The 19,855-nt window shown below is 47.7% G+C and carries 20 protein-coding genes; 4 read left to right on the top strand and 16 right to left on the bottom strand.

The annotated features are described in order from the left end of the window. The first annotated feature begins 24 nt into the window (after positions 1-24). Positions 25-630, top strand: a complete 606-nt coding sequence (locus QUA74_RS02450) for a hypothetical protein (RefSeq protein ID WP_333324612.1) — start codon at positions 25-27, stop codon at positions 628-630. A gap of 140 nt (positions 631-770) precedes the next feature. Here QUA74_RS02450 and QUA74_RS02445 read toward each other — a convergent pair whose 3' ends face one another. The 8 genes from QUA74_RS02445 to QUA74_RS02415 form a co-directional block, all read right to left on the bottom strand. Beyond that, positions 771-971: a hypothetical protein gene (locus tag QUA74_RS02445; protein WP_015174854.1), complete on the bottom strand. Its 201-nt coding sequence runs from the start codon at positions 969-971 to the stop codon at positions 771-773. Then, on the bottom strand, positions 968-1,312 hold the full coding sequence (locus tag QUA74_RS02440) for a hypothetical protein (RefSeq protein WP_333324610.1): 345 nt from the start codon (positions 1,310-1,312) through the stop codon (positions 968-970). The genes QUA74_RS02445 and QUA74_RS02440 overlap by 4 nt, the downstream gene beginning before the upstream one ends. A gap of 105 nt (positions 1,313-1,417) precedes the next feature. Next, a complete protein-coding gene (locus tag QUA74_RS02435) occupies positions 1,418-2,692 on the bottom strand; it encodes an FGGY-family carbohydrate kinase (protein ID WP_333324609.1) in 1,275 nt (424 codons plus the stop codon). Between the two features lie 21 nt (positions 2,693-2,713). Then, a complete protein-coding gene (locus QUA74_RS02430) occupies positions 2,714-3,889 on the bottom strand; it encodes an NAD(P)/FAD-dependent oxidoreductase (RefSeq protein ID WP_333324607.1) in 1,176 nt (391 codons plus the stop codon). Between the two features lie 128 nt (positions 3,890-4,017). Further along, positions 4,018-4,095 carry a zinc-ribbon domain-containing protein gene (locus QUA74_RS29790; protein ID WP_445251605.1) on the bottom strand — a complete coding sequence of 26 codons (78 nt, stop codon included), beginning with the start codon at positions 4,093-4,095 and terminating at the stop codon, positions 4,018-4,020. A 68-nt stretch (positions 4,096-4,163) separates the two neighbouring features. Further along, positions 4,164-5,591, bottom strand: coding sequence for a serine/threonine-protein kinase (locus QUA74_RS02425; protein WP_333324606.1), 1,428 nt, complete (start codon positions 5,589-5,591; stop codon positions 4,164-4,166). A 326-nt stretch (positions 5,592-5,917) separates the two neighbouring features. After that, positions 5,918-7,753, bottom strand: coding sequence for a biosynthetic-type acetolactate synthase large subunit (ilvB, locus tag QUA74_RS02420; RefSeq protein WP_333324604.1), 1,836 nt, complete (start codon positions 7,751-7,753; stop codon positions 5,918-5,920). Between the two features lie 397 nt (positions 7,754-8,150). Continuing rightward, on the bottom strand, positions 8,151-9,440 hold the full coding sequence (locus tag QUA74_RS02415) for an MFS transporter (RefSeq protein WP_333324602.1): 1,290 nt from the start codon (positions 9,438-9,440) through the stop codon (positions 8,151-8,153). Between the two features lie 350 nt (positions 9,441-9,790). Between QUA74_RS02415 and QUA74_RS02410 the strand changes: the two genes are divergently transcribed. Then, entirely contained in the window at positions 9,791-10,129 is a 339-nt protein-coding gene (locus QUA74_RS02410) for a P-II family nitrogen regulator (protein ID WP_006633346.1), read from the top strand. Between the two features lie 154 nt (positions 10,130-10,283). Here QUA74_RS02410 and rdgB read toward each other — a convergent pair whose 3' ends face one another. The 8 genes from rdgB to QUA74_RS02370 all read right to left on the bottom strand — a co-directional run bounded on the left by rdgB (position 10,284) and on the right by QUA74_RS02370 (position 18,408). After that, a complete protein-coding gene (gene rdgB / locus QUA74_RS02405; RefSeq protein ID WP_333324600.1) occupies positions 10,284-10,871 on the bottom strand; it encodes an RdgB/HAM1 family non-canonical purine NTP pyrophosphatase in 588 nt (195 codons plus the stop codon). A gap of 15 nt (positions 10,872-10,886) precedes the next feature. Beyond that, entirely contained in the window at positions 10,887-11,510 is a 624-nt protein-coding gene (locus QUA74_RS02400) for a hypothetical protein (RefSeq protein WP_333324598.1), read from the bottom strand. A 348-nt stretch (positions 11,511-11,858) separates the two neighbouring features. Further along, complete coding sequence (locus QUA74_RS02395) at positions 11,859-13,283, bottom strand: phosphoglucomutase/phosphomannomutase family protein (RefSeq protein WP_333324596.1); 1,425 nt, start codon at positions 13,281-13,283, stop codon at positions 11,859-11,861. Between the two features lie 212 nt (positions 13,284-13,495). Then, positions 13,496-14,230, bottom strand: a complete 735-nt coding sequence (gene folE, locus QUA74_RS02390) for a GTP cyclohydrolase I FolE (RefSeq protein WP_333324594.1) — start codon at positions 14,228-14,230, stop codon at positions 13,496-13,498. 110 nt (positions 14,231-14,340) lie between these two features. Continuing rightward, positions 14,341-15,066 (bottom strand): SDR family oxidoreductase, encoded by a 726-nt coding sequence (locus QUA74_RS02385; protein WP_333324592.1) that lies wholly within the window; start codon positions 15,064-15,066, stop codon positions 14,341-14,343. Between the two features lie 243 nt (positions 15,067-15,309). Beyond that, a complete protein-coding gene (gene accA, locus QUA74_RS02380; RefSeq protein ID WP_333324590.1) occupies positions 15,310-16,290 on the bottom strand; it encodes an acetyl-CoA carboxylase carboxyl transferase subunit alpha in 981 nt (326 codons plus the stop codon). A 257-nt stretch (positions 16,291-16,547) separates the two neighbouring features. After that, a complete protein-coding gene (locus tag QUA74_RS02375) occupies positions 16,548-17,573 on the bottom strand; it encodes a long-chain acyl-[acyl-carrier-protein] reductase (protein ID WP_333324588.1) in 1,026 nt (341 codons plus the stop codon). A gap of 142 nt (positions 17,574-17,715) precedes the next feature. Further along, positions 17,716-18,408, bottom strand: coding sequence for an aldehyde oxygenase (deformylating) (locus QUA74_RS02370; RefSeq protein WP_333045307.1), 693 nt, complete (start codon positions 18,406-18,408; stop codon positions 17,716-17,718). A 70-nt stretch (positions 18,409-18,478) separates the two neighbouring features. Here QUA74_RS02370 and QUA74_RS02365 point away from each other — a divergent pair, with 70 nt between their 5' ends. Continuing rightward, on the top strand, positions 18,479-18,670 hold the full coding sequence (locus QUA74_RS02365) for a hypothetical protein (protein WP_333324586.1): 192 nt from the start codon (positions 18,479-18,481) through the stop codon (positions 18,668-18,670). A gap of 235 nt (positions 18,671-18,905) precedes the next feature. Then, positions 18,906-19,724 carry a carbohydrate ABC transporter permease gene (locus QUA74_RS02360; protein ID WP_333324584.1) on the top strand — a complete coding sequence of 273 codons (819 nt, stop codon included), beginning with the start codon at positions 18,906-18,908 and terminating at the stop codon, positions 19,722-19,724. Positions 19,725-19,855: the final 131 nt, after the last annotated feature.

Raw genomic sequence — 19,855 nt, 5'->3', positions numbered from 1 at the left:
GAAATAAAAACAACATCAGATTTTATGCCTTACAGTCAATTTACAACGATCGGCAAGGTTAAAGAAGCATTCAATCTTACAGTAGTGGAAGGAATCAGATTTCTGCCGGAAATCGAGCCGATCGCACCCGGAACAGCCTTGCAAACCCTACTAGAGACAAATTTGCCTTGGGCGATCGCTACCAGCACCGAAAAAGCCCGTTCAGAAGCTATTATAAACCCTGTATTGCTGGAAGTTCGCAATATTCTGAACCAACAAATCAGCGTGTTTTCGGGTGAAGAATTTAATGTCGATGCTGCTGTTGGACTTACAGGAGTTTGCGATTTTCTCATCAGCCGTTCCCCCGAACAATTAGACATTGAAGCCCCAGCAATTGTAATGGTAGAAGCTAAAAAAGGAGATTTGAAAGTAGGTTTGGGTCAATGTATTGCTGAAATGGTTGCGGCCCAGAAGTTTAATGAAGCGAAAAGTCGATCGATATCAGCCATCTACGGCAGCGTTTCCAGCGGCACAGCTTGGCGGTTTCTCAAGCTGGAAGGGCAAATAGTGACGATCGATCTTACCGATTATCCGCTACCTCCCGTAGATAAAATATTGGGATTTTTAGTCTGGATGGTGCGCCAAAATTAGCATCATATCAAACCTGCGTTGAAAACTCGCGATCGGATTCGGCGGTTGAAACCATTACTACACAACCTTGCGTCCAAACAGAGGGGACTCAAAAGAAATGATTCAAGACTCTCCCGTAGGGAATCGCCCCTCGATCGATCTTATTCGACTACCTGAGATTCCACACGCCTGTATTTACCCGCCAAACGTTCTCGACGCTGGCGGCGGTTATCAGCTTCAAATATGGCGATTAATTCATCCAGGTTTAGAGTCAAAGCGTCCAACTGTTGGCAGACTTCACGCATCTTTTCAACGTGTCGCTTTCTGGTTTCAGCGTCGGGGATTCTAGGTTGTTGGTTCATGACAAATTCCAATCCATTTTGATTTCTCGGATAGTTGCTTCTGAGGCATCGACAGCCGCCTCTGTTTGTTCTATCGTTCTATACAGAAAGTTTAACGTATCCGCAGTCGCAGCGGGTTGAGATTCTGCCACCTGCTGCAAAAGCCTGTACAAACGATTGTAAGGGTTTCTCAACCTTTCCTTAACATTATCCAGGGATTCAAGTTCGGGGAGTGTCGCTTCTGTCTCGCCAAACTGCTGCATTAAAATGTATTCTGTGGCGGTTGTTTCGTTGAGGATTTCCACTAGCCGCCGCTGCAAGGTAAAAATTGTGTTCAGGATGTCATCAGGTAGCTTTGCCATTGTCCTTAATTTTTAGGGATAACAACTTAACACAATATATCAGAATGTTTGCTTCCTCTCATTTTAGTTTTAATCGATATCGATATCCGTCCAAATTTACCACCTTTAAATTTGCGTTCCATGCTTCGCCAATAACGCACTTCCATAAGCAGCCGCAGTATGAATCGGCGTTTCAACAGGCACTTTTAAATAACGATTTCTAATCGCACTCCAAACCGGATTTTTTGCCCCGCCGCCAGCAGTATAAACTTTGGTCAAAGGAGTTGCACCCAATTCTTGCAATAATTGATATCCCCGCGCTTCAATCCGCGCTATGCTTTCTAGCAAACCATGCAGAAATTCCACAGAATCAGCGGGACGCGGTTCGAGTCTGGGCGGCAAATTAGGGTCATTAATCGGAAAGCGATCGCCCTTTTTCAACAATGGGTAATAATCCAGCAAACTCTCTTGTGCTGGATCAATTTGTGTGCTATAATTCTCTAACTCAACATCAGTAAAAAAGTGTCGCAGCACTGCACCTCCGGTATTAGAAGCGCCTCCAACTAACCACAAATCGCCTAATTTATGACTGTAAATCCCGTATCTAGAATCATCTACGCGGGTATGACTTAACAGTTTGACTGCTAGTGTAGAACCGAGAGAAGTTACTGCTTCCCCTGGTAAATTGACACCGCTTGCTAAAAATGCTGCAATGCTATCGGTTGTGCCAGCACAAATTATACAATCGCGGGGAAAACCGAAGCGATCGCCCACTTGAGCTCTCACTTCCCCCACAGGCGTGCCCGGTGCGACAACTTGCGGCAATTCAGGACTTGCAGCGCCCGCAATTCCCTCGATCAGCCAATTCGGATAGCACAAAGTATCAACATCGAAACCGAGTTTCAAAGCATTGTGATAGTCGCTAATTCCCAATTTCGCGTGCAGCAGAAATGCCAGCCAGTCAGCTTGATGCAGGAAAACCGTAGGGGCGGTGCCCCCGTGCCCGCCCTCCTGCAACCACAGGAGTTTGGCCAGACTCGATGTAGCGCTCAATACTGTGTGGTTATCCGGCGCGATCGCCCGCAATTTCTCTGTCACCGCTGCACCGCGCGCATCATTGTATAAAATCGGCTCGCATACTGGTATACCCTCGGTATTGCACAGCATGACAGTGGAGGATGTGCCGTCAATGGCGATCGCCCTTACCTGATTGCGGATTGCTGGGGGAATTTGCTCGATCGAATCCCACAGCGCATTTTGCCACAGCGAGGGCAATTCAGGCTGTTGTTGCCCGTTGTTGGCAAAAGTATACTCTGTCTCACAATATATTTTCCCCTGGGAGTCTATGACAGTCGATCGGGCGCCAGTCGTGCCAAAATCTATTCCCAAATAAAGATTCATTTGCCACTCCCGCGAATTTTTCTATACAGAAGTGTCCTTTTGTCTACGAGCAGCTAAGGCTAATTCAAAGCCTGTCTTGAGTTGGTCAGCTATGTCCGGGGAATGGGATGCTTCTCCTCCTTGCCTTGCTTTCAGTTGTAACGGTGTGGCGATCGCAATCCGTTCCTCTTCATAGTCCGTAAGAGCTTTAGCAACACAAGAAGTATCCTGCAAGTTCAGCCCCTTGAGTTTTTTTGTTAAAGCCACAGCATCCTCAAAGGCCATAGTAGTACCTAATCCTAATGACGGTCGCATCGGGTGAGCGGCATCCCCTAATAAGGTGATTCTCTCTCTATCCCCCCATTGGGATACTGGTTCCCGATCGAACACGCCAGTTTCCACAATGGTGGTAGGGTCAGTTGCTCGAATAACCCTTTCAACAAAGGGAGTCCATTGGTCAAAAACTTGGAGAACCATAGCTAAAACATCGGTACTCTTCTCTGTAGTCGGATGCAGTGCAGTCCCTGTCCAAGCGAGTTCCTCGGGTCCTGCATCCATAATCCAAAAATTTTTCTGGTCTCCGACCACCAGTTGAAAACCAGCCCCTTCTGCAAAGGGTTCAGCGAGGGGGGCTAGGATGTGACGGGGCAAGATTCCTCGCCAAGTCATGGTTCCAGTGTACAGAGGCGCACCATCTCCCACGGTAAGACCGCGAACCACCGAGTGATACCCATCGGCACCAATTAACAGTCGTGCGCCAACATCGGGCTGATTCTCAAAGTGCAAACGTAAGGGAGGCTTGGACGGATCGGGGACCTTAGTGAAGTTGACAAACTTATGGTTAAGGTGAAGGGATACGGTAGGTGGCAGTGTGTTGTGCAATGAGGTTTGTAGGTTATACCACGCTAGCCAAGTGAAGGGAGTACCCGCCAAGGGCGATTCATCAGAAAACAGAACCTCGCCATTGGGTCTCATCAGCAGTTGTCGCTGTGGGTTGACACCTAAGGCACGAACTTGGGTAGCGAGATCGGCATTGATGAGACCCAATGCCTTATACCCCGCTTCTGCTAACCCTAGAGCAGCGCCGATGGGACGTAAAGCTCTAGCTCGTTCAAACACAGCTACCGAAAAACCTAAATTGGCTAGCCCCTGGGCTGCACATAGTCCGCCCGGCCCTGCACCAATAATTGCGATATCGAAAGTTGGGGTTTCAGTCATGAATTGTGTTGAGAGATTTCGGACTTGTGTGTAGGGAGGTTGGGACTCGGCGATCGACCAGAGATACAATTGTTTTCAGGCGATTGGTGACACCTATGGCTTGACCCCCGTGTCCCTACTTTCCGCCCTTAAACTTTTGTCCCGCACTCAGGACAAAACTTATTGCTCGAAACATTCTTGGCGCCGCAACTCGGACAATAAACCAACTCCGCAGAGTGCAACTTGTTACGATCGGGCAAACCAACCAAGGGCTGCAATCGCTATAGATTACAGCCTACAGCTCTCGATGCGAGAGAAGAGAGAACCACACAACCAACCCCAACCACCCCAACACCCCAACAACCCAACCCAATCCTTCTCCCCCCCACGCAAACACACGCGCACACGACGGGAGGTGACCCCGTGGTGCTTCCAGATTAAAGGTTAAATCATCGTACTCCAACCAACCTTTCCTCCCCTTTCTCCTCTTTCGCCAACCGACACGATCGCCTAGCTTGCATTCAGTGTCATAATCAACTTTACCGCCTATTTCTAACCAGATTTTTTTCTGGACACTAAAGCCGAAACGACCCTGACTATATTTTACCCACAACTGGTCGATCGTCCGCAAATCATCGCCAGGAAAATTCTCGATCGAGTTCGTATCCAACCAACCTTCCTTCTCTCGTCTCGCAGCTTTTAACATCACCTTGAATGTTTCCCTATCCGCATCTTTCCACTTTCCTGCTGCCAATAAATCCCGCAGACGAGTATAGTCAACACCCTGCGCCGATTTAAGCGAGTCTGGTGGCGGTGCCGATGGAGGTGTTTGAGCTGATAATTGAGGTAATCGAGTACCAAGAGCCTGCAAAACTTCAGTAGCAGATTGATAACGTTTCTTAATAGCAGGCTGTATCATTTTATCTAAAATATGACCCAGTTCCGAACTGACAGATGTTTTTAAGTGTTCTCGCCACACCCACTCAAACTCCCTATCATCGAATAAATCAATCGGTTCAACCTCAGTTAACAGACACAGACAAGTGACACCCAGACTATAAATATCACTCGCATGAATCGGTTTACCGTTGGCTTGTTCGGGTGCCGTATATCCAGCCGTCCCGATCCTCGTTCCCGTTACCGCTAGAGCCGTTTGTGTCGCATATTTCGCGGCTCCAAAGTCAACTAAAACCATTTGCCCATCTTGCCGAAGAATAATATTTTCTGGCTTGATATCCCGGTGAATTACTTGGCGGGAATGAATGAACTCGAATACTGGCAATAAATTATTAAGCAAGTCGCGAATCTGCGTTTCGCTAAAATATCCCTTAGATTCTAGTGTTTGGGCTAAATTTTCACCCTTGATGAATTCTTGGACTAAATACTGTCGTCCATCTTGACTAAAATATGCTAATAAGTCGGGAATTTGAGAATGTTTACCCAACTGTTCTAGGCGTACTGCTTCCAGCTCAAATAACTCAGCAGCTTTCTGGATACTATAAATGCCTTGAAATTGGGGGTAAAATTGTTTAATAACGCAGGGAGGTTTTGAGGGTTTATACTCGTCAATAGCTAGAAAAGTGCGCCCAAATCCCCCTTGTCCAATAATTTTTTGGGCTCCGTAGCGATCGCCCAATAGCAGTTTATTCCCACATTTTTGACAAAATTTTGTATAGCCAGACGGGTTTTGGAATAGGCAATCAGGGTTTAGACACTGGCTCATAAAATATGCTTAGAGATTACAGATTAAAGCTCTCGATGCGATGCCAGCGGAGATGGTGTTAAATGTGGAACAGCCGATCCGGGTAAGGACACGGCCTTGCCGATATGTGTCAACTTAAGTCTGAAACCTTTGTATCTCTCGCTTTTATCCGAGGCCAGATCCCCCTAAATCCCCCTTAAGAAGGGGGACTTTGAGATCGCTCCGGTTCCCCCCTTATTAAGGGGGGCTAGGGGGGATCTGGCCTCGACGATAAACAGCAGTCTATGACTACGTTTGACCTTAAGTTGAGACTAATAGGCACAGCCTAAGTCCCCACTCAAAACTCGTTAAACTTTTGTCCCGCACTCAGGACAAAACTTATTGCTCGAAACATTCTTCGCGCCGCAACTCGGACAATAAATCAACTCCGCAGATTGCAACTTGCTGCGTTCTGGCAAACCAACCATTTGAGCGTTGCTCTTACCCGGAACTACCATCGGATAGCAGTTTTCGTCCCTCGTCACCTTCACGTTCATCAGCACCGGGCCGTCGTGAGCGAGCATTTGACCGATCGCATCTTTGAGTTCCTCCGGCCGCGAAACCAGCATCCCCTTCACGCCATAAGCTTCAGCCAGCATCACAAAATCCGGCATCCCTACAGTCATATTCGACGACGAATAACGCTCCCCATAGAACGCCTGCTGCCACTGCCGCACCATGCCTTGCCAGCCATTATTTACAATAACAACCTTGACATTAATGCCGTATTGTGCTAACGTTCCCAATTCTTGAATATTCATTTGCACGCTAGCATCGCCAGCAATACAAATCACTTGCTCATCGGGTAGCGCCATTTTCGCGCCCATCGCCGCCGGCAGCCCGAAACCCATCGTGCCCAAACCAGCGCTCGAAATCCAGCGGCGCGGCCCGTTGTTCAAGAATTGAGCCGACCACATTTGATGTTGACCGACATCGGTTGTGTAGTAAGCGTCCGGCGCTTGAGTAGCCAACTCCGAAATCACCTCTTGCGGAGACAAAATGTCTGGGTAATGAGGCACAACTAACGGATAGTCCTGTTTCCACCGATCGATCCTGTGCAGCCATTCCGCAGTCTGTCCGGCATTCCCCGAAACTCCTGTTTCCCGACAGCGGCGCAGCAAATCGATCAAAACATGGCGGACATCTCCGACTATCGGCACATCAGGGCCCCGATTTTTGCCTACTTCCGCCGGGTCGATATCGATGTGAATCACCTTAGCGCGCGCGGCAAACTCGTCTAATTTGCCCGTCACGCGATCGTCAAACCTCGCCCCCACAGCAATCAGCAAATCGCACTCGGTAACGGCAAAATTAGCGTAAGCAGTGCCGTGCATCCCCAGCATTTTCACCGACAAAGGATGGTTTTCGTCAAAGGAACCTTTGCCCATCAGCGTTGTCGTGACCGGCAATTGGAAAAGTTCGGCGAGTTCCTTAATTTCCTCGTGGGCCCCCGCGGCGATCGCCCCGCCGCCCACATAAAGCAAAGGACGCTTTGCTTCCTTCAGCAAATAGATTGCTTGATTAATTTGCCGAGGATTTCCCTTCACCGTCGGGCGATAGCCCGGAATTCTCACCGATCCCGGTTCCACTGGCAGATAGTCAAATTCTTCTAAATTCACATCCTTGGGCACGTCAACCAAGACCGGCCCGGGGCGTCCCGTACTCGCAATGTGGAAAGCTTCTGCCACAATTCGCGCCATATCTCTCGGATCGCGCACTACATAAGAATGCTTGACAATTGGCAGGGTAATCCCGTAAATATCTGTTTCCTGAAAGGCATCAGTGCCGATCGCCGGACGGGGAACCTGACCGGTAATAATTACCATCGGGATCGAATCCATGTGAGCCGTCGCAATCCCCGTTACCAAATTAGTTGCGCCCGGGCCCGAAGTAGCGAAACAAACCCCAACTTGTCCGGTAGCGCGGGCGTACCCGTCGGCCGCGTGAGCAGCACCTTGCTCGTGGCGCACCAGAATATGTTTGATAGCGCCAGTTTCTTCAGCGCGGTAGAGTTCGTCGTAAAGCGGCAGAATTGCGCCGCCGGGATAACCAAAAATATGCTTGACGCCGTGGCGGATCAAGCTGTCAATCAGAGCAAATCCACCAGTTGCACGCCTGATGGTCACTTTAGTTTTTAGTTGCACAGAATTTCCTTCCTTAAACTAATTATGATTTTTAATGAAAGCTTTTATACTACTTTAATCTTAATTAATGAAACTATGAAAATTTAAGTGGTGAGATTTTACAAAAGATTGTGCTATCGGACATGGATCGCCCGATCGAGAAATTGTGGAACAGCAGAGGAAGAAAAGAAACAGAGAAAATCGCGGCCTCTATGCCGGTTTACCACGCTATGAGGCTTGTATAGCATTTGTCCTTCGACCTTCGACAATAAAAACAATCGTTTCAGCAATTAAGAACGTCCTAACCATCAGCGCGGTTGCTATGTTAGAGATCGATCGCTAAAAGAAAGCCCTCTAACTTCTCCCTCTTCCCTCTTTTTATCTTCCTTCCTTCGGCCTTCTTCCTTCTTGCCAAAGTTCACAGTGCGTCCTGCAATACTTTGCGAGTATGTTTCCAAGCTGCCATGCCCATCACCGAGACCAAAAAGCCCAAACTCAGCAACACAATCCGCAAGCCGAGGTCATCCGAACCCACGGCTTTGCTGACAGCATCCGTCAGCGGGCCGGTCAGCGCTAAAGGCAAACTCAGAGCAATATTAATCGCATTGTTCTCCAAGCCAAAGACTTTTCCCCGCATAGATTCGGGAGTTTTTTCTTGAATCAAAGCCTGCATGGGGCCGTTAATTAAGGAAGCACCAAAACCGAACAGAGCACTCAATCCGAATCCCACCCATAACTGTCGAGTAAAGGCAAACATTGCTAATACAAAACCCATCATCAAGAAACCGATTAAAGGCAGAGGTTTGTGGTGCATTCGATGACCCCAGTGTCCCAAAAAGGCTGCGCCGAAGACCATTCCAACTCCCGCAGCAGCCAGCAAAAATCCAAATTGAGTTTCTTTGAGACCTATTTTGCCTGAAAGCGCGATCGCCAGCACCTGAAGCGCGGCAAACACGGAATACAAAATCGTCAACTGCACCATCGCGTTGCTGACAAGGTGATTGTGTTTCAAATACCGCAAACCTTCTTTGAGGTCTAGCCAAGGATGGACGTTTTTGCCACTGCTGCCGGCATGACTTTCTTTGATCCGCATGGCATAGATCAAACCTGCTGATATCAGGTACAACCCGCCCAGCAAAAACTCTTGAGAAGCTGGTCCGAAGCTGTGTTTGACCCAACTAAACAGCGGTTCGCCGATCGTCATCCCGACAATAATCCCGCCCATTGTGGACGAGGCGAACAGAGCATTTGCCGACATCAGTCCCTCTCGCCCCACGGCCAGGGGGATGGCGGCGGCTTCTGCTGGAGCAAAAAATTGCGTTACGGTAGAGACCAAAAACGTTATCGTCAACAAGACGACAAAAGCTTTGGGCAAAAACGGCAAAGCTACAATCAGCAAGGCTCGAATCACGTTGCAGGCGATCAGCATTTGCTTTTTGGAAAAGCGGTCTACCACGATACCGGCTGCGGAACCAAATACGATCGCCGGCAGCGTGTAGGCGATCATCACCGCTGACAGCATAGAATTTTCCGCCGGATTCTGTCCAGGTGTGTAACCGCCTGTTTTCACCAGAATAATCAGCAATACGTAAAAGATTTTATCCGCCACTTGGGCCAATAACTGGCCCGTCCACAAGGCGAGGAAGGGGCGATTTCTCAGTAGGGCATCAAGCCCGCTGCGGTCAGGGGGAGGGCTGGCTGGGTGCATAGGAATAGTTTAACTGACCGCCTCTAGCAATTATAGTTTTCAGCAATACGTGCAAATCTCACATGGCAAAGTGGAAACCCGGAAAACTCCTGTCTCCTGGGTTCTTTTTCTGTTTTAGCAGATCCGTGGCGGAGGGCTTGGGTCTTTTTCACTCTACCGCGATCGATCGGAGCCGAGATCCCGCGCCTCCGGCCAATGGAAGAATATTGTTAAAGATTGGCGTGCCTCTCATCGCGAGTACAAAATAAGGTAGTATATTTTACAAAATACTTAATACTAGCAGTGATATTAAAAGATGTCACGCGATTTAAGTAATATAACGAAGGTACTAACTGTTAGGAGTGAGAAACTTGAAAAAGGTTGAAGCTATTATTCGCCCCTTTAAACTAGACGAAGTGAAAATCGCACTCGTCAATGCTGGCATTGTGGGGATGACTGTTTCTGAAGTTAGAGGTTTTGGCCGTCAGAAGGGCATGACTGAACGCTATCGCGGTTCTGAGTACACCGTTGAGTTTTTGCAAAAGCTCAAGGTCGAGATTGTTGTGGAAAACGATCAGGTTGACATGGTGGTTGATAAAATTATCGCTGCTTCCCGGACGGGCGAGATTGGCGACGGCAAAATTTTCATCTCTCCTGTAGAACAAATTATTCGGATTCGGACTGGGGAAAAGAACTTGGAGGCAATCTAAGATACTGGGGCATTGGATATGGGGCATTGGGCATTGGTAATTGGTCATCGGTAAGTGGTCATTGCCAACGAAAAACCTCTTTCCTGTTTAGTTTTGATACCTCAGTGTCACTATCCAATGCCACAGTTACCTCCTGTGTTGGCTTTTTTGCTCATTAGGGGTTGACAAGGTTCGCCATTTGTGGTAATAAAGCCTTGAAGGCTAGGCCGCGGTGAGAGTGCGATCGCTTGATATCAGGTGTCATTTCGGCAAAAGTCTGTTGCTGTGCGGGTAAGTAGAAAATGGGGTCATATCCGAAACCTCCCGTACCACGAGGAGTGTGGAGGATTTCGCCCCGACAAATTCCTTCTACTTGCAAGGCAATTGTACCGTCGGGACGGGCGATCGCGATCGCACAAACAAATTGTGCTTCCCGGTTTTGTTGGCTTCCCAATTCTTTGAGAAGTCGAGATATCCTGTCAGCATCGGTTTTCCCGTAGCGCGCCGAGTAAATCCCCGGTTGGCCGTTGAGTGCATCTACCATTAAACCAGAATCATCGGCGATCGACCATTTGCCCGTTGCTTTTGCCACTTCAGACGACTTCAAGCAAGCATTAGCAATAAAAGTTTCGCCTGTTTCCTCGATTTCCAACTCTTCCGGTTTGAGTTCCAATTCCCACCCCAAATCCTGAAGATAAACTTGCATTTCCTTGAGTTTACCCGGATTGCCCGTAGCTACAACTAGCAATTTGCGATCGGTCATTATTTCTCTTAAAACTTACGGCTCCATATTAACAAAAGATTGGGAAAATGGTTGCAACAAAATTCCCAAAATCTTATCAACATATTGAATATAGTATTCAATCGGATCGATATAAACAGTAGTTTCCTCCAAAATCAAGAATTTCCAGTTAGTACCCGTCGTCACGGCGCCGTAAATGCGATCGACCTCAGTGTCTTGGTTTTGATTGAAACATTGAGCGGCTACCATTGCGGCCACGCATTGACCCAAACCGCCAATAAGATCTTCTTTTTTTGCCTCAATAATTGTTATTATAACCGGAACACTGATGAACAATTGTTCTGAAGAACCGCTAATAATATAATCGCAAAATCCTTGCAAGCCTCTTTCGGGATCGACCGTAAAATCCTTACCGGAAAAAAGAGAAACTTGTTTGTTGGACAATCGCCGAACTTCTGCTAAAATCGGGGCAATCAAAAATTCCGATCGGGCTTTTTCTGTGGAAATAAAAGTTGCTAGCGGTACATAATCGAGCCGGATTGTTGTTAATATTTCTGAGGGTGAAACTGGTTTTGTATAAGCAAATAAATTGCGGCTTTCATCTAAGGTTAATCCAAAATCTTTTTTGACTCTCGGAAGGCTGAAATCGCTGTATGCCATTTGCTTTTATGCCAATTCTTGAAAACTCTTGCAACATTAACTGTAGGGTGTGTCGCCATTAAAAATATCTGCATAAAAATCAACTTTTCGAGTGGCGACGCACCTTACACAATTGTTGAACAAACAAGCACGAACAATTATTGTGTATTAAGCTTTGTCAGGTGCGTCGCTTTAAGATTGTCTGTCGAATTTAGAGATTTTCAAAGGCGACACACCCTACAATACTTTTGATTTGTTAATAAGAAAGATTTTTTTTAACCGCAGAGACCGCAGAGAACGCAGAGAAAGAGAGGTTTGATATCAATTTATCCGCGTTTATTTGCGTTTATCTGCGGTTGCAAATTCTTCTCAACTCTGAGCCCAAGTTTTCGCCCAGTTTAAGTTTTGCATGACTTCTTTCAATGTGGCAGCTTCTGAATACAGCCTCAACACTGGTTCGGTTCCGCTAAAGCGAATTAACAGCCAACTTCCGTCAGCTAAGCGGAATTTATATCCGTCAACTTTGTTGCAATCTACAACTGCTTTGCCGGCGATTTCTGTTAAGGGTTGATTTTGCAGCAGCGACAGCAAACGCGACCTTTCTTCCATGTTTGCTAGGTGTAAGTCTATTCTGTCATAAGCTGAAGTAAAGCTTGTTTCTTGTTGCAGCCGGGTGTAAATTTCGCTTAAGTCTTCCCCGGATTTGACAACTGCTTCTAACAAGTACAGCGCTGACAGCAAAGCATCTCGTTCGGGAATGTGTGTACCGTAGCCAATTCCTCCCGATTCTTCGCCGCCGACTAAGACTTGGGTGGTTAACATTCGATCGGCTATATACTTGTAACCGATCGGCGTTTCAAATAAAGGCAAGTCGTACAGCTTGGCAATTTTGGGAATTATGTCTGAACCGCTGACTGTTTTGATGACTTCCCCGGTCAACCCGCGCCGTTTTGCTAAATGTTCGATTAATATGGGAACTAGGATTTGTGAACTGAGGAAGTTGCCGCTAGAGTCAACGGCTGCAATTCGATCGCTATCTCCGTCAAATACAAATCCGATCGACAAACCAGAGCTTTTTCGCTGGTGAGTACGCATCACCCGAAATAACTGCGACAGGTAGCGCGGCAAAGGTTCGGGTGCACCGCCGCCGAACAGCGGATCTCGATCGCTGTTGACTTCGTGCACTGTTTCTTCTAAAATTTGAGCTAATCCTCCGGCGGCGGCACCGTGCATTACATCTACAAATACTGTGATTTTGCCACTAGCGATCGCCTCTTTAATCGCCTCAATATCCACCATTTCCCGCAAGGTTTTGCAGTAAGCCGGCCAAGGATTGAAATTCTCCAATTTGCCGGGAGTTGCTGAAAGTGCCGCCGGATTTTCGAGTTTTTCTTCTATCTTTTGAGTAACTTCGGGCGACACTGAACCGCCAAATCCGCCCTTGACTTTTAATCCTAAATATGCACCGGGATTGTGGCTGGCTGTCAGGACGATCGCGCCCAAAGCATTTAATTGTTTGGCAGCTAAGCTGAAAGCTGGAGTGGGGGCGTAGGATTCGCTAAGCAGCACGTCAAATCCTGCGTTTTGGATGGCAATAGCGGCTGTTTTGGCAAATTCTTCGGCCAGAAATCGGCGGTCGTGACCGACAATTACGGTACCGCTGCTGCCATCGCTGCCGCCGGTTTGTGCGAGAACTTGTGCCGCTAGGGGAGCTACTAACGCCACGCGATCGAATGTAAAATCGTCAGCAATGATGCCGCGCCAGCCATCTGTACCGAATTTAATAGGATTCATTTAGTCACAAGTCATGAGTCACCCGTCTATTTTATGGGTTTATCAGTCGATCGTCATCTGATTTTAGATTTTAGATTTTAGATTTTAGATTTTAGATTGCGACTGCGGATGAATCTGGGGGCTAGTGACCAAATTGCTTAATTGCTAGCCACCACCCAAAAAGTGATTGACTAATGACTAATGACTAATGACTAATGACTAATGACTAATGATTAAAAGAATGCCGGTTGGTGGCGGATCAAATTCAGGAATTCTTCGCGAGTTTTTTGTTCTTCTTGAAACACGCCCAACATGGCACTCGTAACCGTCCAAGAACCGGGTTTTTGCACACCTCGCATCGTCATGCACATATGGCTGGCTTCCATGACTACAGCTACTCCCTGCGGTTCCAATATTGTCTGAACTGCTTCGGCAATCTGGCGTGTCAAACGTTCTTGCACCTGCAATCGGCGGCTGTACATCTCAGCAATTCGGGCTAATTTGCTCAATCCCACTACTTTTTGGTTGGGAATGTAAGCGACGTGAACTCGACCCATAAACGGCAGCATATGGTGTTCGCACATACTGAATACGCTGATGTCTCGTACCAGTACCATTTCGTTGTGGCCTTCGTCAAAGATAGCGCCGTTGAGGAGTTCTTCTAGGGATTGACTGTAACCACTGGTGAGAAACCGCATTGCTTCTGCTACCCGTTTTGGGGTTTTGAGCAATCCTTCGCGTTCGGGGTCTTCTCCTACTCCCAGCAGCATTGTGCGAACGGCCTCCATCATTTCTTCTTGGCCTACTTCTGAGGGTTTGGGCACGCTGGATTCTTGACCGTGCGAGGAATTGCGATCGGGTCGAGTGGGGATGCGCGGGGAGTTGTTCTCTGCGGTTTGTAACAGTTTCATGCTGTCAGTCGAGAGTGGGTTCGAGCCATTGGAATCGGTGGAAGATGCAATTGTCATAACAAGTTGGTGTGAGGGTGAATCGATTTGAGATTTTCGATAGGGGGATATAGCGAGAGATTCAAAGATTGTTGAATTCGAGAAAAATCCAGCAGTCTAAAATCTCAAGTTCACAAAACTCCTGCGTTGGACATGAGGGTGATTTCTTCAATTACTGCACTTGCTGGCAACTGAACTGCGTGCAGAATTGATTGGGCGACGATTTCTGGGGTTAACATGGCGGTGCGATCGAAGTCGGCGTCCACGGTATCTGTGTCCCACATGGGAGTATTGACAGAACCCGGACAGATTGCTGTTACGCGAATTCCGTGAGCCCGTTCTTCGGCGGCTAAGGTTTTAGACAAAGCCATGAGACCGAATTTGCTGACGCAGTAGGCTCCCCAGTTGGGGAAGGTTTGGCTGCCAGCGATCGAGGAAACGTTGATGATGATTCCCGATCCGCGATCGCGCATGGAGGGCAAAACTCCTAGAATGCACTGCCAAACGCTAGTCAGATTGAGGTCTAGAACGTTCTGCCACTCGGCTAGCGGCGTTTCCGTTAAGGAGCCGGTGTAGCCCATGCCAGCGCTGTTGACCAGGATATCTACGGAACCCAATTGAGATGCGATCGCGCTGATGCTGCTTTGCACTTGCTCAATTTTTGCCAAGTCTAAGGGATAAGCTTCTGCTTTCACTCCGACTTCTCGGGCTGCTGCGGCAACGGCTTCTAAGTTTTCCGACTCTCGGCTAACTAAGGCCAGATTTATGCCCTCGGCGGCGAACGCTAGAGCCGTCGCTTTGCCAATACCGCTGCTGGCTCCGGTTATCAGAGCCTGCTTTGTTGTTGGATGGTTCATTCAGTGTCCTAATACTTTCGCTCGGCAACTCCCTCAAGCATTGCAGCCTTCTTCGGTAAATTAGACAACTGTCTGCTGCGAGTGAGCACAGTTAATTATGAGATCAACATTAAGAACTGTTAAGCCGGTGTCACCTGAGAAATTATAACACTGCTGACTGAACCGCAGAATAATGAGCTGTGAGTTATCAGTTTAAAGTTAAGAGATTTTTAACTCCTAACTGATAACTCTGAATCCATCGGCTCAAGCAGAAATTTCAGTGAATACGCCGATGTGGCGAAACTTTTGATACCGAAGCTCGCGTCGCTGCTGAGCCGTAAGCTGTGTTAGTTCTGCTAAGTTTTCCAACAAAGCTTGTTTGAGCATGGAAGCGGCTTTGAGGGGATTCGAGTGAGCACCGCCGATCGGCTCTGGTACTATTTGATCGAGAACGCCGAGGTTTTTCAAGTCCCAAGAAGTGATTTTAAGGGCTTCTGCTGCCAAGTTAGCTTTAGCAGAGTCTTTCCAGAGAATGGCCGCACAAGCTTCGGGAGTGGCGACGGTGTAGACGGAATGTTCCAGCATCAACAGCCGCTCGCCGACACCGATACCCAATGCGCCGCCGGAACCGCCTTCGCCGATGACGGTGCAAATAATGGGAACGTCGAGGCGAAACATTTCTCGGAGGTTACAGGCGATCGCCTCTCCCTGTCCGAGCTGTTCTGCTTCTAAGCCCGCCCAAGCCCCCGGAGTGTCGATAAATGTGAAAATTGGCATTCCGAAGCGATCGGCGTGTTCCATCAACCGCAGGGCTTTGCGGTAGCCGCCGGGAGCCGCCATGCCGAAGTTGCGGGCGATATTGTCTTTAGTGTCACGCCCTTTTTGATGGCCGATGATGACTGTGGGAAGCCCGTCTATGCGGGCAATTCCGCCGACGAGGGCCGGGTCGTCTCCGCCGCGCCGATCGCCGTGCAGCTCGACCCACTCGTCGCTAATTGCCTGAATGTAATCGAGGGTGCTGGGGCGGCGCGGGTGCCGGGCCAGTTGCAGCCGCTGCATGGGGGATAAGCTGCTGAAAATCTCTTGTCGCAGTTGTGTCGAGCGAGCTTCGAGTTTGCGAATTTCGTCGGTGACATCGACGCTGTTTTCTTCGGCGAGTTCGCGGATCTGGTGAATTCGGGTTTCTAGTTCCGCCAGGGGCTTTTCAAAATCTAGTAGTAGTGGTTTGCGGTCGGGGTTTGCCACGCTGATAATTTCTATAGGGTTTTAAGGTGAAAGTCGATCGACTATTTTCCGATCCTACCCTGTCTGGGGATAGTAAAAAAGACGGAAAAATTGCCAACTTTGAGTTTTAAATTTTGTAGGATATCAAATTTGGTCACATCATAATTATCATATAGCGCGATCCGGAAGCTCGCGCTGCACTCCGAAAAATATTATTCCGATGCCCCAACAAAATAGTCAACAGTTAAAATTTCAAATTTAACTGTTGACTCTTAACATCAAACTGACATTAATAAAGGTCGGAAACCGTGTTTGACAGAAATCTGACCGATTTGCTCCATCTTTTCTACAGTAATTTGATTCCGTCCCCAAGAAAAATTGGTATACAATTTTTCAAATTCCAGCAGCATTGATTCAGCAAAACAGGCAAACAACTGTCGGCCCGGCACATCCATATTGACAATCTTCATAATTTTCCACTCAATATCGAGGGAATGCTCCACAATCCCGCCATTGAGTACGTAAATTCCGGGATGCTGAACCTGAGTTGCCAAATTTTTCGGATAGCCACCGTCAATCAATAAACAGGGTTGCTTCAATGTCTTGGGGTCAATTTCTACTCCCTTTGGCATACTCGCTACCCACACTACAATATCCGCTTGGGGGAGGGCTTCTTCCAAGTCCATAATTTTGCCTCGCCCCAATTCCGATTGCAAATCTTGCAATCGTTCTTTGTCGCGGGCAATGAGCAACAATTCTGCTACATTTGTTTTAACATTCAGCCAGCGACAGACAGCACTGCCAATATCGCCAGTAGCACCGCAAACGGCTACAGTGGCTTTTGAAAGCTCAATCCCCAATTTTGGGGCTGCTTCTTCTACTTGGCGGCAGAGGATATAAGCCGTGTGAGTGTTACCAGTGGTGAAGCGCTCGAACTCCAACTTGAGATTGCGAATTTGCTTAATTTGCTGCAAGTTGAAAGTCTCAAAAATGATCGAAGAAAAGCCACCTAAAGCAGTGATGTTAATCCCGTGTTTTTGAGCGTGTGCCATCGCATTAAGGATTTTGCGAGTGGCTGCTTTAATCCGGCGAGTGGCGAGCATTTCTGGCAGAAAACAGGACTCCACATAGTGGCCTTCTATTTTTTGTCCAGTGATGCTTGTTACCGTGATATGATCAACTATTTGGGGCGGTGCGCTGCACCAAAAATCAAGACCTTGATCGGCATATTCTGGATAGCCCAGCTCGTTAGCTACTGATTGGGCGTGTTCTAAGCTGGTTAAGTGACCGATTAGACCAAACATTAAGTTGTCAAATGAAGGAAGATTGAAGATGAAAGATGGAAGAGGGAAGATGGGAAGATTAAAAATTTATATTTTAAAATGAGCTATCCCATTTTTAATTTTTAATTTTTAATTTTTTTCCCATTCTTTATTTCCACATTAATTAGGCTGCGAGGCCTTGTGCTGACATCCGCATGATATCGCGGTTGTTAAAGCCTATGTTGCCTAGGGCTTCGCCGTAGGCAATCATAAAGTCTTCGATTAAAGCGTCTTTTTCCATTCCCAAGACGCGGGCATCATCTGCGACAGCATTTAGCAGCTTCCAGATGATGGGCAGGTTTTGGCGGTTGGCTGCTTCGAGTTCGGCTTTGGATTCCTCAAAGTGAGCTTGCAGCCAGACTTCCCCAAAGTTGAGGTGGCTGTATTCTTCTTTGACAACGCCTTCGGTGATTTTGCGAGCAAAGTCATCGGCGACGGGGATGTAGATGTTGTAAGCTGCGATCGCAAAACACTCGATAATTAGCGATTGAATCAGCAAGCAAGTTACAATCTGACCTTGGGCCGCGGCCGTCTGAAAGTTTTTGTGCAGTTCCGAAAAGAACTGCTTGGCAAATGCCATGTCCGGCGTGACTTTAAGATTCCGGCCACAAGCTTGGAAGCCCTTCATGTGGCGGTTTTCCATCTTGGACAAGCCAATTAACTCTGCTTTTTTATCAGCCAACAGTTCGGCCAGTGTCAGGTAATTGTCGTGAGCTTCTTGTTCGCCTTCAATCACAATGGCGTTGATGCGGCTGTAAGCATCTTTGTAAGTTTCGGTTTGAAAGTCAATTGTTGGGCTAGCCTCAAGCTGGGGCATAGATATGTAGTCTCCTCATATAAGCTTCTGGGATGTTTGGAAACCCCTTTAAAATTCGGGGTCAGTGACCGTGCACTTTACCTATTTTGAACGCACCCCATCTAAATCAGAGATTATAGCTGAGGATTCTTTCGACAAAGAACTTTTCTTTGACTACCGGGAAAAAACTGGCGCCATCAGCGTGTTTGCCGGACTTTTGCCGTCGAACACTCCAGAAAGACTATCGCTAGAATGCTATCTATTTACTAATTACTTGAATTAGTCGTTAGTCGATCTTTTTCCCGGAAATAGATGATAGAAATACGGTCTATGTCTCCACCTTTAAGGGTTTTACAGTACCAACTCTATCTGTAACATTATATCCTAACCACAACTTTCTCGCTTGGTACTCCTTCTTTCCCTCTACGACATATTATGTTGTTGTATGGGAATCCTCTGGGAGGCGATCGGGTTAGAGAACCTCACAGGCTTATTATTTTAGGTTAATTCACAAATTTATGGGTAAATCCTTTGACAGGTCTCAAGCGCTGGAACTGCTGAGTTTTATTTTGTTGCTGGCGGGGGCTGCGCTGGTGCTGCTGCCGCTGGCTGCTGTATTTTTGGTTTCTTTATCACCATCTGGTGTTGGTGTCAAGGCCACAGGCCTGACTTTGGCGAACTATCAAGAGGCTTGGCGACGGGGTAATTTTTTGTTGGCATTCTTTAATTCTACTGTAGTGGCGATCGCAGTGACGGGTTTTCAGGTTGTGACTTCTGCTTTGGCCGGTTATGCTTTGGCCAGGCTGAAGTTTCGGGGGCGACAGGCCGTAGTTTTGGGGGTTTTGGCGACGCTGGTAATTCCGTTTCAGCTTTTGGTGATTCCGATTTTTTTGGTTTTGAAGTGGGGTCATCTGCTGAATACTTACGGGGCGCTGATTTTGCCTACGGCGGCTAACGGTTTTGGGATTTTTTTGCTGCGCCAGTATTTTATGACTGTTCCGGTGGAGTTGGAGGAGGCTGCAATGCTGGATGGGGCTAACCGCTGGCAGGTTTTGTGGCAGGTGATGTTACCTTTGGCCCGCCCTGCTTTGGTGACGCTGTTTTTGTTTACGTTTATCGGGGAGTGGAATGATTTGTTTAAGCCGCTGGTGTTTACGACGCGGCCGGAGTTGCGGACTGTGCAGTTGGTTTTGGCGGAATTTCAGGAACAGTTTACTAGCAGTTGGCAGTTGTTGATGGCGGCGGTGGTAATTGGAACAGTGCCGGTGGTATTGCTGTTTTTGGCCGGTCAACGGCAGTTTATTCGGGGGATTGCGGCGACGGGGATTAAGAATTGAGCTGGAGATGCTTGGCAATTAAGTTTGTAGTCATTTGTGGAACCATTCTCAAGAACAGGCAAGATGCCTGTTCCACAAATACTAAATGTTCTTGTGGAACAGACATCTTGCCTGTTGCTGACATTGGTACA

The organism is Microcoleus sp. LAD1_D3 (genome assembly GCF_036702135.1).
GTDB lineage: Bacteria > Cyanobacteriota > Cyanobacteriia > Cyanobacteriales > Microcoleaceae > Microcoleus.
The sequence above is the reverse complement of the archived record's forward strand: the minus strand, read 5'-3'. Positions and strand labels throughout refer to the sequence as shown.